Here is a 17295-nt window from a genome sequence, read left to right as displayed (position 1 = left end):
GAACCATTACAGCTGCCCGACAGAGATTTGCGCGCAGATGCGCAAAAGATTGGGTGTTCTCGCTGCGCAAACGCTGCGTGGCAACGGGAAGCTGTGTATACTGTGCAGGAAATCGACTCCGCTTTTAATCAATTCAAGAAAACCATGGCTCAAGGCACGCTCTATATTGTTTCTGCTCCCAGCGGTGCAGGGAAATCCAGCCTGATTCAGGCACTGTTAAAGACCCAGCCGTTGTATGACACGCAGGTCTCTGTTTCGCACACGACGCGCGGTATGCGTCCGGGTGAAACCCATGGCGAACATTACTTTTTTGTTGAGAAACATGAATTTGAGCAGATGATCGCGGAAGATGCTTTCCTCGAACATGCCCGGGTTTTTGACAACTACTACGGTACGTCACGCCATGCCATTGAGCAGGTGCTGGCAACCGGCGTTGACGTGTTCCTCGACATCGACTGGCAGGGCGCGCAGCAAATCCGCGCTAAAATGCCTGGCGCACGCAGCATCTTTGTTTTGCCGCCTTCGAAAGAAGAGCTCGATCGCCGTCTGCGCGGTCGTGGTCAGGACAGCGAAGAGGTGATCACACGTCGCATGGCTCAGGCAGTAGCGGAAATGAGCCACTACGCCGAGTATGACTATTTAATTGTGAATGATGATTTTGATCTGGCGCTGTCCGATCTGAAAACCATTATTCGCGCAGAACGTCTGCGTATGGCGCGTCAGAAGGCGCGTCACGATGCTTTAATCAGCAAACTGTTGGCAGTCTGAATACAGTTTCAGTATGATGCGCAGTCATTTCTTCATCTGTGGAGTAGCACACCTATGGCACGCGTAACCGTTCAGGACGCAGTAGAAAAAGTTGGTAATCGTTTTGACCTGGTGTTGGTCGCTGCACGTCGTGCACGTCAGATGCAGGTTGGCGGCAAAGATCCGCTGGTTCCGGAAGAGAACGATAAACCTACCGTTATCGCCCTGCGCGAAATCGAAGAAGGTTTGGTCACCAATCAGATTTTAGATGTGCGTGATCGTCAGGAACAGCAAGAGCAGGAAGCCGCTGAGTTACAGGCCGTTACCGCTATCGCTGAAGGTCGTCGTTAACAGCCACCTGCAGGTCGCCCTTGTATCTGTTTGAAAGTCTCAATCAACTGATTGAAAAATACTTGCCAGAGGAGCAGATCAAGCGCCTCCAGCAAGCCTACCTTGTCGCACGTGATGCCCACGAGGGACAGACACGCTCCAGTGGTGAGCCTTATATCACCCATCCGGTTGCCGTGGCCTGTATTCTGGCGGAAATGAAGCTCGACCATGAAACGCTCATGGCCGCGCTGCTGCATGACGTGATCGAAGATACGCCCGCCACTTACCAGGATATGGAACAGCTGTTCGGTAAAAGCGTGGCGGAGCTGGTCGAAGGCGTTTCAAAGCTGGATAAGCTGAAATTCCGCGATAAGAAAGAAGCGCAGGCTGAGAACTTCCGCAAGATGATTATGGCGATGGTGCAGGATATCCGCGTCATTCTCATCAAGCTGGCTGACCGCACCCATAATATGCGCACCCTTGGGTCTTTACGCCCGGACAAACGTCGCCGCATCGCGCTGGAAACGTTAGAGATTTATAGTCCGCTGGCACACCGCCTGGGTATTCATCACCTTAAAACAGAGCTGGAAGAGCTCGGTTTTGAAGCACTTTACCCGAACCGTTATCGGGTGATTAAAGAGGTGGTGAAAGCTGCGCGTGGTAATCGTAAAGAGATGATCCAGAAGATTCTTTCTGAGATTGATGGCCGTTTACAGGAAGCGGGCATTCCCTGCCGCGTCAGCGGTCGCGAAAAGCATCTTTACTCGATTTACCGCAAAATGACGCTGAAAGAGCAGCGTTTTCACTCGATCATGGATATCTATGCCTTTCGCGTCATCGTGAAAGATCTGGATACCTGCTATCGCGTTCTGGGCCAGATGCACAGCTTATATAAGCCGCGTCCGGGCCGCGTTAAAGATTATATCGCCATCCCCAAAGCCAACGGCTATCAGTCGCTCCATACCTCCATGATCGGCCCGCACGGCGTGCCGGTTGAAGTGCAGATTCGCACCGAGGATATGGATCAGATGGCAGAAATGGGGGTCGCTGCGCACTGGGCTTATAAACAGGCGGGCGAAAGTGGCACCACTGCACAGATTCGCGCGCAGCGCTGGTTGCAAAGCCTGCTCGAGCTGCAGCAGAGTGCGGGCAGTTCATTTGAATTTATTGAAAGCGTGAAGTCCGATCTTTTCCCTGATGAGATCTACGTCTTTACGCCTGAAGGTCGCATTGTTGAGTTGCCAACCGGCGCGACGCCGGTAGATTTCGCCTATGCGGTGCACACCGATATCGGCCATGCCTGCGTCGGCGCACGCGTTGACCGCCAGCCTTATCCGCTGTCGCAAACCCTGACCAGCGGTCAGACGATTGAGATCATCACCGCGCCAGGCGCTCGTCCAAACGCCGCCTGGCTCAATTTTGTCGTCAGCTCCAAAGCCCGCGCCAAAATTCGTCAGCTCCTGAAGAACCTCAAGCGCGAAGACTCGGTTAATCTGGGTCGCCGCCTGCTCAGCCATGCGCTGGGCGGTAGCCGTAAACTGGCTGAAATCCCGGCTGAGAATATCAGACAGGAACTGGACCGCATGAAGCTGACTTCCCTTGATGATCTGCTGGCGGAAATTGGCCTCGGTAATGCGATGAGCGTGGTGGTGGCGAAGAACCTGCTGCAGGCTGACAGCAAGGCCATCACCAGCACCAGCAAGCGCGGTAAACTGCCGATTAAAGGCGCAGATGGCGTGTTGATTACCTTCGCCAAATGCTGCCGACCGATTCCTGGTGACCCGATTGTTGCCCATGTCAGTCCTGGCAAAGGGCTGGTGGTGCATCATGAATCCTGCCGAAACATTCGTGGCTACCAGAAAGAGCCAGAAAAATTCATGCCGGTCGAGTGGGATAAAGTCACCGAGCAGGAGTTCGTAGCAGAAATCAAAGTCGACATGTTTAACCATCAGGGCGCGCTGGCTAATCTGACGGCGGCCATCAACACGGCGGGTTCGAATATTCAGAGCCTGAATACCGAAGAGCGTGATGGTCGCGTCTATAGCGCCTTTATCCGCCTCACCGCACGTGACCGCGTTCATCTGGCGAATATCATGCGTAAAATTCGCGTGATGCCGGATGTGATCAAAGTCCACCGTAACCGTAATTAGGCATGAACGATCAACGTTTTGCCCGGATTCAGGCGATGCTGGCACTGCGCCAGCACGACCTGACGGTCTGCATGGAGCAGGTGCATAAACCACACAATGTTTCAGCGGTGATCCGCACGGCCGACGCCGTTGGCATCCACGAAGTGCATGCCGTCTGGCCGAGCCAGCGGATGCGCACGCAGGCTTCCGCGTCTGCCGGCAGCAACAGCTGGGTGAAAGTGGTCACCCATCCCACCATCGGCGATGCCGTAAAACAGCTCAAACAGCAGAAGATGCAGGTTTTAGCGACCCATCTCTCCGCCGATGCGGTGGATTTTCGTGAGATCGATTATACCCTTCCCACCTGCATTCTGATGGGGCAGGAAAAAACCGGCATCACCGAAGAAGCGCTGGCGCTGGCTGATCGTCAGATCGTGATCCCCATGGTGGGTATGGTGCAGTCGCTGAATGTCTCGGTCGCCTGCGCGCTTATCCTCTATGAAGCCCAGCGACAGCGGCAGAACGCCGGTCTTTACCTGCGCGATTACAGCCTGCTGGACGAGGATGAGCAGCAACGCCTGCTGTTCGAAGGCGGATTCCCGGTGCTCGCGCGGGTCGCAAAGCAGAAAGGTCTACCCTATCCGCGCATCAATGCGCAGGGCGAAGTCGACGCCGATCCCAGCTGGTGGGCAACCATGCAGACGACCGGTAAAAGACGATGAAAGGCCGTCTGCTGGATGCCATTCCGCTCAGTACACTGACCGGCGTCGGTGCCAGCCAGGCAGCAAAACTGGCCAAAATTGACCTGCACACCGTTCAGGATCTCCTGCTTCATCTTCCGCTGCGCTACGAAGACCGCACCCAACTCTATGCTATCAATGATCTGCTTCCCGGTATCTGGGCCACAGTCGAAGGCGAAGTGCTGCACACAGATATCACTTTTGGTCGTCGCCGGATGATGGTGTGTCAGATCAGCGATGGCAGTGGCGTGCTGACAATGCGCTTCTTCAATTTTAATGCCGGGATGAAGAACAATCTGTCGCCGGGACGGCGTGTTACCGCTTATGGTGAAATTAAGCGCGGTCAGCGCGGCGCTGAGATTATTCATCCCGAGTACCGCATCCAGGGCGAGCAGAGCAATGTGACGCTGGAAGAGACCTTAACACCGGTTTATCCCACGACCGAAGGCATTCGACAGGCCACGCTGCGTAATCTCACTGACCAGGCGCTGACGCTGCTGGAAAGCTGCCCGATTGCCGAGCTGTTGCCGAAAGAGTTAAGCGGCGGCTTAATCAGCCTGCCAGATGCGCTGCGCACACTGCATCGTCCGCCACCCGATCTCCGGCTCAGCGAGCTGGAAAGTGGCCGTCATCCGGCACAACGCAGATTAATTCTGGAAGAGCTGCTGGCGCATAATCTCAGCATGCTGGCAGTGCGCGCCGGCGCTCAGCGCTATTATGCGTTACCGATGCCGCCGCGACACAATCTCAGTGACCAGCTGCTGGCCGCGCTGCCTTTCTCGCCGACCAATGCGCAGAAGCGCGTGGTGGCGGAGATAGAGAAAGATCTGGCCAATGATTTCCCGATGATGCGGCTGGTGCAGGGCGACGTCGGCTCGGGTAAGACACTGGTGGCTGCGCTCTCTGCACTGAACGTTATCGCCCATGGCAAGCAGGTTGCGCTGATGGCACCGACCGAACTGCTGGCTGAACAGCACGCCAGTAACTTCCGCCAGTGGTTTGCGCCGCTGGGGATTGAAGTCGGCTGGCTGGCCGGAAAACAGAAAGGCAAAGCCCGCCAGGCACAGCAGGAGGCGATAGCCAGCGGTCAGGTAGCTATGGTCGTGGGCACACACGCTCTGTTTCAGGAGCAGGTGCAGTTCAATGGTCTGGCGCTGGTCATTATTGATGAGCAGCACCGCTTCGGCGTCCACCAGCGTCTGGCCTTGTGGGAAAAAGGTGAGGAGCAGGGTTTCCATCCGCATCAGCTGATCATGACCGCCACACCGATTCCGCGCACCCTGGCGATGACCGCGTATGCCGATCTCGATACCTCAACCATCGACGAACTGCCGCCGGGACGTACCCCGGTGACCACCGTGGCTATCCCCGATACGCGACGCGAGGAGATTGTGGCGCGGGTTGAGCATGCCTGCCGGGAGGGACGTCAGGCCTACTGGGTCTGCACGCTGGTTGAAGAGTCAGAGCTGCTGGAAGCACAGGCGGCAGAAGCCAGCTGGGAATCCCTGAAAACCGCGCTGCCCGACTTAAATATCGGACTGGTGCATGGCCGCATGAAACCCGCTGAAAAACAGGCGGTCATGCAGGCGTTTAAAGCGAATGAACTCCAGCTGCTGGTAGCGACGACCGTCATTGAGGTCGGCGTGGACGTGCCGAATGCCAGCCTGATGATTATCGAAAACCCTGAGCGGTTAGGGCTGGCACAGCTGCATCAGTTGCGAGGCCGTGTGGGTCGTGGTGCCGTGGCATCACACTGCGTACTGCTCTATAAAGCGCCGCTGAGCAAGACGGCGCAGAAGCGTTTACAGGTACTACGCGACAGTAATGACGGCTTTGTTATTGCCCAGTTCGATCTGGAGATTCGCGGACCGGGTGAACTGCTGGGCACACGTCAGACCGGCAACGCCGAATTTAAAGTGGCTGACCTGCTGCGCGATGCAGCGATGGTGCCCGAAGTTCAGCGTGTGGCGCGCCACATCCACCAGCACTATCCCGAGCAGGCCAGCGCCCTGATTGAACGCTGGCTGCCAGAGAACACCCGTTTTACCAACGTCTGAATGAGACCCCTTCAAGTCGGCTTTTATATCCACGCCGGGCAAACGATTGCTTTTGCCCGGCGGATGATTACAATCGCCACATTATTTTTTGGGAAGAACAGAAGATGTCCACCAATCCTCAGCCAGACCAGCCTTCCGCCACGCAAAGCGAACTGATTTATCGTCTTGAAGATCGTCCACCTCTGCCGCAAACGCTGTTTGCCGCTGGTCAGCATCTGCTGGCGATGTTTGTCGCGGTCATCACGCCCGCCATTCTGATCTGTCAGGCGCTGGGCCTGCCCGCAGAAGATACCCGGCACGTTATCAGCATGTCGTTGTTTGCTTCAGGTGTGGCATCGCTGCTGCAAATCAAAACCTGGGGACCGGTGGGTTCGGGTCTGCTGTCGATTCAGGGCACCAGCTTTAACTTTGTGACGCCTTTGATCATGGGCGGGATGGCGCTGAAGAATGGCGGCGCTGACGTGCCCACCATGATGGCGGCGCTATTTGGCACGCTGATGGTGGCCTCCTGTACCGAAATGGTGCTGTCACGCGTATTGCATCTGGCTCGCCGGATTATCACGCCGCTGGTTTCCGGTATCGTGGTGATGATTATTGGGCTGTCGCTGATTCAGGTAGGACTGACCTCGATTGGCGGCGGTTTTAGCGCGATGAGTGACCATACCTTTGGCGCACCAAAGAATCTGATGCTGGCTGGCGCCGTGCTACTGGTGATCGTGCTGCTTAACCGGCAGAAAAACCCCTATTTGCGCGTCGCCTCCCTGGTGATTGCGATGGCCGTGGGCTATCTGCTGGCCTGGGCGATGGGCATGCTGCCGGCAGCCGGTATTCCTGCTGATCAGCCGCTGATCGTGGTGCCGACCCCGCTTTATTACGGGCTGGGCTTCGACTGGAACCTGCTCGTTCCGCTGATGCTGGTATTTATGGTGACCTCCCTGGAGACCATCGGCGATATCACTGCCACCTCGGATGTGTCGGAACAGCCGGTCAGCGGCCCGCTCTATATGAAACGCCTGAAAGGCGGCGTGCTGGCAAATGGCCTCAACTCCTTTGTCTCCGCGCTGTTTAACACCTTCCCTAACTCCTGCTTCGGTCAGAATAACGGTGTGATTCAGTTGACCGGCGTGGCCAGCCGCTACGTGGGCTTTGTTGTCGCACTGATGCTGATTGTGCTGGGGCTGTTCCCGGCGGTCAGCGGTCTGGTGCAGATGATTCCTGAGCCGGTACTCGGCGGCGCAACCATTGTGATGTTCGGCACCATTGCCGCCTCAGGTGTTCGCATCGTGTCACGCGAGCCGCTTAATCGTCGCGCCATCATGATTATTGCGCTGTCGCTGGCGGTGGGTCTGGGCGTGTCTCAGCAGCCACTGATCCTGCAGTTTGCCCCCGACTGGCTGAAAACGCTGCTCTCTTCCGGCATTGCCGCAGGCGGTATTACCGCAATCGTGCTCAACCTGATTTTTCCGCCAGAGAAGTAAGGCCACAGGCAGGCTTCGGCCTGCCTGCTAATTATTCGGATTTACATCCAGTCTGTTGAGCTGTAACGGTAATTCAGGCATAACAACCTCTCACCGGATTTAACTCGGGAAGGATGCTATGAAATTTATTGGAAAGTTTTTCCTCACCTTACTTTTACTGCTGCTTTTTACCCTGGTCGTGATCTATGTACTGCTGCAGACACAGTGGGGTGCAGGCTGGTTTAGCCGTTGGGTGAGCGACAAAACCGAATGGCATCTCTCCCTGAGTAAAATTGAACACAATTTCTCTTCTCCCTCTCATATCATTCTGGATGACTTCAGCTTTGGTCACGATGGTCAGCCTGCGGTGCTGGTCGCGAAACGGGTTGATCTCGGCCTGGCGCTGATTCAGTTCAGCGATCCGCTGCATTTCAGCAGCCTTGAGCTGCGCGATGGGGAAGTGAATCTGGCTAATCTGGCGCAGGGCAGCACGCTGCCGATTCAGGCCGATCGCCTGCAACTCAATAATATGCGTATCGACAGTCCCAAGAGCGCGTTACCGCTGTTTGCTCAGCAGGTTAATGGCGGCATCCTGCCGTGGAAGCCCACGGGGCTGGATATGCTGGGTCGCGATGCCCGCTTCCAGATGAGCGCAGGCAGCATGACGCTGAATAATGTGCCGGGTGAAAACGTCCTGATTCAGGGCAGTGTTTCCCAGGGTCGGATGCGCTTTGACAATATTGGTGCCGACCTGGCGCGTGGCTCCATGACCGGTAACGGTGAGCGCGATGCCCAGGGCAACTGGAAAATTAATCAGCTGCGACTGAACGACATCCGTCTGCAGACTACCAGCAGCCTGAAAGATTTCCTGCATAGCCTGCAGGTTGTTCCGTCAATTGCCATTACCCGCCTCGACATGACCGATGCCCGTCTGCAGGGGCCTGACTGGGCGGTGACAGATCTGGATCTGACGCTGAGAAACGTTAACTGGCAGGGAGATGACTGGCAGAGTAACGACGGTTCACTGGCGCTGAATGCCAGCAATTTTATCGACGGTGGATTCGAGCTTAATGACCCTATCCTTAACCTGGATTTCTCACCGCAGGGTGTGGCGCTGACACAATTCAGTTCACGCTGGGCGAACGGGGTGATTCGGGCTGACGGTGACTGGTCGCGCAGCAATAAGCGCCTGACGCTGAAAAATCTGGCCGTTGCCGGACTGGAATACACGCTGCCGCAGGACTGGCGTGACCGCTGGCAGGCGACACTGCCCGCGTGGCTGGAGAGTGTAGAGGTAACGCGTTTCACCTCTAACCGTAACCTGATTATCGATATTAATCCGGCGTTTCCCTTCCAGCTGACTTCACTGGATGGCGCTGGCGAAAACCTGCTGCTGGCTCAGCAGCATCAGTGGGGGATCTGGTCGGGTAAGCTCAGCCTGAACGCGGCAGAATCGACCTTTAACCGCACCGATCTGCGTCATCCGTCGATTGCGCTAAGTGCTGACCCGCAGCAGATTCAGGTTACTGAACTGAGTGCGTTCAGTAACAAGGGCCTGCTCGAAGGAACCGCCACCGTAGGTCAGCAGCCAGCGCGTCCTCTGACACTGCAACTGACGGGTCGGGCAGTGCCGGTGAATGTGTTGCAGAACTGGGGATGGCCCGTATTGCCGTTAACCGGTGACAGTAATATGCAGCTGCAACTAAGCGGTGCATTACCCGCAGGCCAGCCACTGCGCCCGACCGTGAATGGCACTCTGTCGGTGACGACGGACAGTCAACAGTTACAGCAGACAATGCAGGCCGGTCAGGTGCGTTAACAGGATCAATAAGGGCCGCGGAGGCGGCCCTTATGATTAGTTGATACGTGCGCCGGAACCGCCCTCTTCCAGCGGCCCGTCAGGATCGGCAGGCAGAACAATATAGACCCCCTCAAACACAGCGCCACACTCATCGTCGCCAAAAAGCTCAACTTCAAGCTGCACACGTGCTTTACGTCCGCGCGCCAGACGGTCGAGATCGCCGCTTAATGAGCCGAGGTCAGCAATCGCGCCAGGCCGGCCACTAATCGGGTGGCTGTAGCGAATGTGCGCATCCGCCAGAATAATGGTGCCGCCCAGATGGCGCTCGCGCAGCAGTAACCAGATCAATCCCCAGCCGGTCAGCGTGGCCAGCGAGAACAGACTGCCAGCAAACAACGTCTGATGTGGATTCTGATTTCCCGCTTCCGGCATGGTGGTGATAAATTTCTGCCCGGTAAACTGCAGAATACGGACACCCATCTTCTCGCTGAGCGGAATATGATCATACCAGGCCTGCTGCAGCTGTCCGCACCAGTCGGCACGATGCAGGATATCATCGAGCGTAACGACAGGCTTGATCATCAGAAAGTGGCGAACCGGCGTCGTCTGGGGCGCGGTAATCTCGCCCTGGTTGACGTAGCCGAGCTTAGCGAAGAATGCGACAGCATCTTCGCGGGCACTACAGGTTACCCGTTTAGCTCCTTCCTGACGCGCTACCGACTCCAGCGTCATCGCCATTAGCGTTCCCAGCCCTTTACCCTGCACCGAAGGATGAACGGCCATGAAGCGGATAGCAGCCTCATTGTCGGCATTAATGTAGAGACGGCCGATAGCGACCGGATTTCCCTGTTCATCAACCACCATCTGATGATGTGCCAGGGCATCCCAGGCGTCACGTTCTGACCCCTGCGGTTGACGCAGAGGTTTACGTAACATCTCCCAGCGGAACTGATAATAGATATCCAGCTCTTCCGCCGTCTGTGGCACGCGAAGGTGATACATGTAATGTTTCTCCCGCTCGGATGTATGGCCTGTTCCCTGCCGCTCAGCTGACGATCTCACACCTGCAACCAGAACGTCACAGGACCATCATTCACCAGCGAGACCTGCATATCTGCAGCAAAACGGCCATTCGCCGTAGTAATCCCCTGCTGGCGACAGCAGTCGCTGAAGTATTCATACAGACGTTCGGCTTCAGCAGGTTCAGCGCCACCCGAAAACGAGGGGCGCATCCCTTTTTGCGTATCCGCGGCCAGCGTAAACTGCGACACCACCAGCACACTTCCGCCCGCCTGGCGGACACTCAGGTTCATCTTGCCCTGCTCATCGCTAAAGATGCGATAGCCCAGTACACGTTCTGCGAGACGTTCCGCTCGCGCGTTGTCATCGCCTTTTTCTACGCCCAGCAGAACCAGTAAACCCGCGCCAATTTCACCGGTCACTTCCTGATCGACGCTGACGCTGGCGCGCTGCACGCGCTGAATCAATGCAATCATGTTTCCTCGCGTTGCTCTTCTTGTTGGTGTTGCTGCTTCAACTGCCGATAGTCAGCTAACGCGACGGTTATTTCAGCGCCCAGCAACACAATACACCAGGTCCAGTAGACCCAGAGAAACAGAATGGGGATCACGGCCAGTACGCCGTAGATCAACTGATATGAAGGGAACATAGTAACATAGAGCGCAAAGCCCTTTTTACCCAGCTCAAACAACGCCCCGGCAACGAGCGCGCCAATCAGCGCATCACGCGGTGGCACCCGTTGAGTGGGAACAATGCTGTAGAGTAACCAGAAGGCGAACCACGACAGCAGAAGCGGGAAAATGCGCAGCATCTGATCGACCAGACTGGTTACGCCAGTGGCATTAATCCAGCGCAGGGAAAGCAGATAAGAGCTGATTGCCAGGCTGGCACCGGCCAGCAGCGGACCGAGCGTCAGGATCATCCAGTAGACGGCAAAGGAGTAAACCATCGGTCGCTTTTTGTTGCTGCGCCAGATGGTGTTTAACGCCGTATCGACCGAATGCATCAGCAGTAAGGCGGTCACGATAAGACCGACTGCCCCGACCGCCGTCATCCGGTTTACGTTAGCAACAAACTGTTCAAGATAGCGTTGCAACGTGTTACCTGCAGCAGGCATCAGATTGTTGAAGACAAACTGTTTTAACTGCACGCTGATGTCAGAGAAAACCGGAAACGCCGCAAACAGGGCAAAGACCACTGCAATAAGCGGCACTAACGCCAGTAATGAGACATAAGCCAGATTACCGGCCTGGGTCGTCATGCCATCCTCATCAATGCGTTTCCATAACAGCCTGAGCCACAACCAGAACGCATGCAGCCTGGGGCGAAATTTACGTGACATCATGAGTTACTGTAGACCCGCAAACCAGTTGGGTACCGTTTTACTGTCAGTAACCAGTACACTTTCAATACCCAGGGCACGGGCCGCCTCAATGTTCTCTGGATTATCATCAAAGAACACCGCCTGATCGGCAGTCACACCTTCTGCATCCAGCACATGCTGATAAATCCGCGCTTCCGGTTTGCGCATACCTATCTCCTGTGACAGGTAGATTTTATCCGCTGCCTGCTGCACGTCCGGATACTGCGTTGGCCAGAATTCGCAATGCAGCTTGTTCGTGTTAGAGAGGATTACCACCCGATGACCTTCCAGCCGCAGCCGGTTCATTAGCGCCAGGGTTTCCGGACGCACGTCAACGAAGACCGCCTGCCAGCCAGCCGCAAACTGCTCATAGCTCAGTGCGATCTCCAGCTTTTCGCACAGCGCCAGTGCGAAATCTTCATCACTGATCTCGCCACGTTCGTGTTGCTCAAACGCTTCGTCCATCTGGAAATGGCCTTGTAGCGAAGCCAGCGGTACACGACTAAAATCACTCCAGACACCCAGCACGCGGTTGAAGTCGATATCAATAATCACATTGCCCAAATCAAAGATATACAGCATGGTGTGTCTCCTTCTGTTCCCTGGAGTATTCACTCTAGCGGCAAAAGTGCAGGCTGAACAGGCACGGGCTGAGAGAAAAGCGTAAACGCCAGAAGGTGAGTAAAGCGCGACATCATTCACACAAATATTCGCTGGTCCGGCTGAGTAAATCCGAATTTCAGGCAAAAAAAAGCCCCGCATGCGGGGCTTTTTATTCTTTAAAGGCGCAATTATGCGTCTTTAGGACCACGTGAAGCACGTTTACGGTCGTTTTCAGTCAGGTGACGCTTACGGATACGCACTGACAGTGGAGTCACTTCGACCAGTTCGTCATCATCGATGAACTCGATCGCCTGTTCCAGCGTCATTTTCTGCGGTGGTACCAGTGTCGTTGCTTCATCAGTACCTGAAGCACGCATGTTGGTCAGCTTCTTACCGGTCAGACAGTTTACGGTCAGGTCGTTAGAACGGCTGTGAATACCGATGATCTGGCCTTCATAGACTTCTGCACCATGACCCAGGAACAGCTTACCGCGATCCTGCAGACCGAACAGAGCGAACGCTACAGCTTTGCCCTGACCGTTAGAGATCAGAACGCCGTTCTGACGCTGGCCCACTTCGCCTGGACGGATATCGTCGTAGTGGCTGAAGGTAGAGTAGAGCAGACCGGTACCGGAAGTCATCGTCATGAATTCGTTACGGAAGCCAATCAGGCCACGGCTAGGAATCACGTAGTCGAGACGTACGCGGCCTTTGCCATCCGGATCCATGTTTTTCAGATCGCCTTTACGCTCACCCATGGCTTGCATAACGGAACCCTGATGCGTCTCTTCGATATCCAGCGTAACGTTCTCGAATGGCTCTTGTTTACGGCCATCGATCTCGCGGAAGATAACTTTCGGACGGGATACCGCCAGTTCGAAACCTTCACGACGCATGTTTTCGATCAGAACTGACAGGTGAAGCTCACCACGACCTGACACGCGGAACGCATCAGAATCTTCGGTTTCTTCAACGCGCAGAGCCACGTTGTGAACCAGTTCTTTGTTCAGACGCTCAAGGATCTGACGTGAAGTCACGTACTTACCTTCTTTACCGCAGAACGGTGAGGTGTTGACGTTAAAGAACATGGTTACGGTTGGCTCATCAACGCTCAGTGCTGGCAGCGCCTGCACATTCTGTGGATCACAGATGGTGTCAGAGATGTTCAGCTCGCCCAGACCGGTGATAGCAATGATATCGCCCGCTTCAGCCAGATCGCTGTCGATACGCTCAAGACCCAGGTGAGTCAGGACTTTACCGACTTTACCGTTACGGGTTTTGCCTTCGCTATCAACGATAGTGACTTGCTGGTTCGGCTTAACTTTACCGCGCTTGATGCGGCCAATGCCGATCACGCCCAGGTAGTTGTTGTAGTCCAGCTGAGAGATCTGCATCTGCAGTGGCGCATCAGCCTCAACCTGCGGAGGCGCAACGTGGTCAACGATTGCCTGATACAGCGGGGTCATATCGTCAGCCATGTCGGTGTGCTCAAGACCCGCGATACCATTCAGCGCAGAGGCGAAAATGATAGGGAAGTCGAGCTGCTCGTCAGTCGCATCCAGGTTAACGAACAGGTCAAATACCTGATCCACAACCCAATCCGGACGCGCACCAGGGCGATCTACTTTGTTGATAACCACAATCGGCTTCAGACCATGCGCGAACGCTTTTTTGGTCACGAAGCGGGTTTGCGGCATAGGGCCATCCATCGCATCTACAACCAGCAGCACCGAGTCCACCATGGACATGACGCGCTCAACTTCACCACCGAAGTCGGCGTGTCCTGGGGTATCAACGATGTTGATACGGTAGTCATTCCACTTAATGGCGGTGTTTTTTGCGAGGATGGTAATCCCACGCTCTTTCTCCAAATCATTGGAGTCCATCACGCGCTCTGTTGCTTCGGTACGGGCATCAAAAGTACCGGATTGTTGCAGCAGTTTGTCAACCAGGGTGGTCTTTCCATGGTCAACGTGCGCGATGATGGCGATGTTACGCAAATTTTCGATCACAGCTTTGCCTCAGGCATTAGAAATAGCGCGTTATTGTACACTGATTAAGCGGAAGACTGAACACCATCACACTTTTCACTGAAAGTTTATTAGATAGGTGCAAATTTGCCCTGTTCCCGGTGCAGAAAATGCACTAAGTTGGTCTTATGCACCAAAATGGTGCTAATAAATCGTCACAAAGCACCACTTTAGTGCACCAGGACCATCCTGGTGCAGGTGCTTTATGACAAAAAGGTGCATCACAAGGCGATTTAAGCAGCATCAGAAAAGTTGGCACAGAATTCGCTTTATCTAAATCAAGCGTAATCGCCAGTCAGATGTCGGTTGAAGAGCGTGCCGGAAGCGGGTAGTCAGGGAGTTGTTTTCCCGCTGCGAATTCCGGAAACGACGTTTCCTCGCCATGTAGATAATGAAAGACCATTTCCAGGAGAGTTGAGTATGTCCGCTGAACACGTTCTCTCGATGATGAACGAGCATGAAGTTAAGTTTGTTGACCTGCGTTTTACCGATACCAAAGGTAAAGAACAGCACGTTACTATCCCTGCTCACCAGGTTAACGCTGACTTCTTCGAAGAAGGCAAAATGTTCGATGGTTCGTCTATTGGCGGCTGGAAAGGCATTAACGAATCAGACATGGTGCTGATGCCTGACGCTACCACGGCAGTCATGGATCCTTTCTTCGAAGATTCTACGCTCATTATCCGTTGTGACATCCTTGAGCCAGGCACTATGCAGGGCTACGACCGCGATCCACGTTCTATCGCAAAACGCGCTGAAGATTACCTGCGCTCTTCCGGCATCGCGGATACCGTGCTGTTTGGACCAGAACCAGAATTCTTCCTGTTCGATGACATCCGTTTCGGTTCATCGACTTCCGGTTCACATGTGGCTATCGACGATATCGAAGCGGCATGGAACACCGGTAAAGAGTACGAAGGCGGTAACAAAGGTCACCGTCCAGGTCTGAAAGGCGGCTACTTCCCGGTTCCACCAGTCGACTCATCACAGGACATCCGTTCTGCCATGTGTCTGACCATGGAGCAGATGGGCCTGGTTGTTGAAGCGCATCACCACGAAGTGGCGACTGCGGGTCAGAACGAAGTGGCTACCCGCTTCAATACCATGACCAAAAAAGCTGACGAAATTCAGATCTACAAATATGTCGTCCATAACGTTGCTCATGCTTACGGCAAAACCGCGACCTTTATGCCGAAGCCAATGTTTGGCGACAACGGTTCAGGCATGCACTGCCATATGTCACTCTCTAAAGGTGGCCAGAACCTGTTTGCCGGCGATAAGTACGGCGGCCTGTCTGAAATGGCGCTGTTCTACATCGGCGGCATCATCAAGCACGCTAAAGCAATTAACGCACTGGCGAACCCGACCACGAACTCTTACAAGCGTCTGGTTCCGGGTTATGAAGCACCGGTTATGCTGGCTTACTCTGCCCGTAACCGTTCAGCTTCAATCCGTATTCCGGTGGTTGCCAGCCCGAAAGCCCGTCGTATCGAAGCGCGCTTCCCGGACCCAGCGGCTAACCCATACCTGGCGTTCACCGCACTGCTGATGGCTGGCCTGGATGGCATCATCAACAAAATCCATCCTGGTGATGCGATGGACAAGAACCTGTATGACCTGCCACCGGAAGAAGAAGCTGAGATTCCAAAAGTTGCGGGCTCTCTGGAAGAAGCGCTGAATTCACTGAACGAAGATCGCGAGTTCCTGACCCGCGGCGGTGTATTCACTGACGAATCGATCGATGCTTACATCGAACTGCGTAAAGCAGAGATGGATCGCGTTCGCATGACGCCACACCCGGTTGAGTTCGAGCTTTACTACAGCGTTTAACTGGTCAAACGATTTTGTTGCCGTGGAAACTTTTAGCCCATCTTCGGATGGGCTTTTTTCTCCGCGAATTTACCGTTCATTCGCCCTCCTTACGGCTTTAAGACTAAAATGCACCTGATTGGTGCAGAGGTACGTTTTATGGCAACTGGCTCTCTGCCCGATGCAGGGCAGATTCTCAATGCTTTAATCAACAGTATTTTGTTGGTGGATAACGATCTGGTTATCCATTACGCCAACCCGGCGGCGCAGCAATTACTGGCGCAAAGCTCACGCAAGCTGTTCGGCACGCCGTTACCGGAATTGACCGGCTACTTTTCGCTGAATATTGAGGTGATGCGCGAGAGTCTTGAGGCTGGCCAGGGATTCACTGACAGTGAGGTTACGCTGGTCGTTGATGGTCGCGCACACATTATGTCGCTGACCGCCCAGCGATTACCCGATGGCTTAATTCTGATGGAAATGGCGCCGATGGATAATCAGCGTCGGCTCAGTCAGGAGCAGTTACAGCACGCTCAGCAGGTGGCCGCTCGCGATCTGGTTCGTGGTCTGGCTCATGAGATTAAAAATCCGCTGGGAGGGTTGCGCGGCGCGGCACAGCTTTTATCCCGCGCCCTGCCCGATCCCTCGCTGAACGAATACACCAAAGTCATTATTGAACAGGCCGACCGGTTGCGGAATCTGGTGGATCGTCTGTTAGGGCCGCAGCAGCCGGGTATGCACATCACGCAGAGCATTCATCAGGTGGCTGAACGCGTAGTTAATCTGGTCTCGATGGAGCTGCCGGAGAATGTCTCGCTGGTACGGGATTATGACCCCAGCCTGCCGGAACTGCCGCACGACCCCGATCAGATTGAACAGGTACTGCTTAACGTGGTGCGCAATGCGCTTCAGGCGCTGGGAGACGATGGCGGCACCATCATTATCCGCACCCGCACCGCTTTCCAGCTCACGCTGCACGGCACGCGTTATCGCCTGGTAGCACGTATTGATATTGAAGATGATGGCCCCGGCATTCCGGCCCAGCTGCAGGATACGCTGTTTTATCCGATGGTCAGCGGACGTGAAGGCGGAACCGGTTTAGGCCTCTCCATCGCCCGTAGCCTGATTGATCAACATTCAGGAAAAATAGAATTTAACAGTTGGCCGGGACACACCGAATTTTCGGTTTACCTGCCTATTCGCCAGTGA

The 17295-nt window shown here is 54.9% G+C and carries 14 protein-coding genes; 9 read left to right on the top strand and 5 right to left on the bottom strand.

All coding sequences use genetic code 11. The features are described 5' to 3' along the window. Nucleotides 1-144 precede the first annotated feature (144 nt). The 7 genes from gmk to EE896_RS00490 all read left to right on the top strand — a co-directional run bounded on the left by gmk (nucleotide 145) and on the right by EE896_RS00490 (nucleotide 9279). Nucleotides 145-768, top strand: a complete 624-nt coding sequence (gene gmk, locus EE896_RS00520; protein WP_033743562.1) for a guanylate kinase — start codon at nucleotides 145-147, stop codon at nucleotides 766-768. A 54-nt stretch (nucleotides 769-822) separates the two neighbouring features. Continuing rightward, a complete protein-coding gene (gene rpoZ, locus EE896_RS00515) occupies nucleotides 823-1098 on the top strand; it encodes a DNA-directed RNA polymerase subunit omega (protein WP_003851346.1) in 276 nt (91 codons plus the stop codon). A gap of 20 nt (nucleotides 1099-1118) precedes the next feature. Further along, nucleotides 1119-3227 carry a bifunctional GTP diphosphokinase/guanosine-3',5'-bis pyrophosphate 3'-pyrophosphohydrolase gene (gene spoT / locus EE896_RS00510; protein WP_003851347.1) on the top strand — a complete coding sequence of 703 codons (2109 nt, stop codon included), beginning with the start codon at nucleotides 1119-1121 and terminating at the stop codon, nucleotides 3225-3227. A gap of 2 nt (nucleotides 3228-3229) precedes the next feature. After that, nucleotides 3230-3928 (top strand): tRNA (guanosine(18)-2'-O)-methyltransferase TrmH, encoded by a 699-nt coding sequence (trmH, locus tag EE896_RS00505; protein WP_140916510.1) that lies wholly within the window; start codon nucleotides 3230-3232, stop codon nucleotides 3926-3928. Beyond that, nucleotides 3925-6003, top strand: a complete 2079-nt coding sequence (gene recG, locus EE896_RS00500; protein WP_003851349.1) for an ATP-dependent DNA helicase RecG — start codon at nucleotides 3925-3927, stop codon at nucleotides 6001-6003. The genes trmH and recG overlap by 4 nt, the downstream gene beginning before the upstream one ends. Before the next feature lie 104 nt (nucleotides 6004-6107). Next, complete coding sequence (locus EE896_RS00495) at nucleotides 6108-7481, top strand: nucleobase:cation symporter-2 family protein (protein ID WP_008926968.1); 1374 nt, start codon at nucleotides 6108-6110, stop codon at nucleotides 7479-7481. Between the two features lie 118 nt (nucleotides 7482-7599). After that, nucleotides 7600-9279, top strand: a complete 1680-nt coding sequence (locus tag EE896_RS00490; RefSeq protein ID WP_008926969.1) for an AsmA family protein — start codon at nucleotides 7600-7602, stop codon at nucleotides 9277-9279. Between the two features lie 36 nt (nucleotides 9280-9315). Here the strand turns inward: EE896_RS00490 and fabY are convergent, their stop codons facing one another. The 5 genes from fabY to typA all read right to left on the bottom strand — a co-directional run bounded on the left by fabY (nucleotide 9316) and on the right by typA (nucleotide 14259). Continuing rightward, complete coding sequence (fabY, locus tag EE896_RS00485) at nucleotides 9316-10263, bottom strand: fatty acid biosynthesis protein FabY (RefSeq protein ID WP_003851352.1); 948 nt, start codon at nucleotides 10261-10263, stop codon at nucleotides 9316-9318. A 56-nt stretch (nucleotides 10264-10319) separates the two neighbouring features. After that, nucleotides 10320-10757 carry a D-aminoacyl-tRNA deacylase gene (dtd, locus tag EE896_RS00480; protein WP_003851353.1) on the bottom strand — a complete coding sequence of 146 codons (438 nt, stop codon included), beginning with the start codon at nucleotides 10755-10757 and terminating at the stop codon, nucleotides 10320-10322. After that, on the bottom strand, nucleotides 10754-11626 hold the full coding sequence (locus EE896_RS00475; RefSeq protein ID WP_003851355.1) for a virulence factor BrkB family protein: 873 nt from the start codon (nucleotides 11624-11626) through the stop codon (nucleotides 10754-10756). The genes dtd and EE896_RS00475 overlap by 4 nt, the downstream gene beginning before the upstream one ends. Before the next feature lie 3 nt (nucleotides 11627-11629). Then, nucleotides 11630-12226 (bottom strand): glucose-1-phosphatase, encoded by a 597-nt coding sequence (yihX, locus tag EE896_RS00470; protein ID WP_003851357.1) that lies wholly within the window; start codon nucleotides 12224-12226, stop codon nucleotides 11630-11632. Between the two features lie 209 nt (nucleotides 12227-12435). Beyond that, nucleotides 12436-14259, bottom strand: a complete 1824-nt coding sequence (gene typA, locus EE896_RS00465; protein WP_003850742.1) for a ribosome-dependent GTPase TypA — start codon at nucleotides 14257-14259, stop codon at nucleotides 12436-12438. 438 nt (nucleotides 14260-14697) lie between these two features. On the opposite strand from typA, the gene glnA reads away from it, so the two are divergent. Both glnA and glnL read left to right on the top strand, forming a co-directional pair. Further along, nucleotides 14698-16107, top strand: coding sequence for a glutamate--ammonia ligase (glnA, locus tag EE896_RS00460; RefSeq protein WP_003850740.1), 1410 nt, complete (start codon nucleotides 14698-14700; stop codon nucleotides 16105-16107). Nucleotides 16108-16245: 138 nt separating this feature from the next. Next, a complete protein-coding gene (glnL, locus tag EE896_RS00455; RefSeq protein ID WP_008926971.1) occupies nucleotides 16246-17295 on the top strand; it encodes a nitrogen regulation protein NR(II) in 1050 nt (349 codons plus the stop codon).

Origin of the sequence: Pantoea eucalypti (assembly GCF_009646115.1) — a bacterium.
Taxonomy (GTDB): domain Bacteria; phylum Pseudomonadota; class Gammaproteobacteria; order Enterobacterales; family Enterobacteriaceae; genus Pantoea; species Pantoea eucalypti.
The sequence above is the reverse complement of the archived record's forward strand: the minus strand, read 5'-3'. Positions and strand labels throughout refer to the sequence as shown.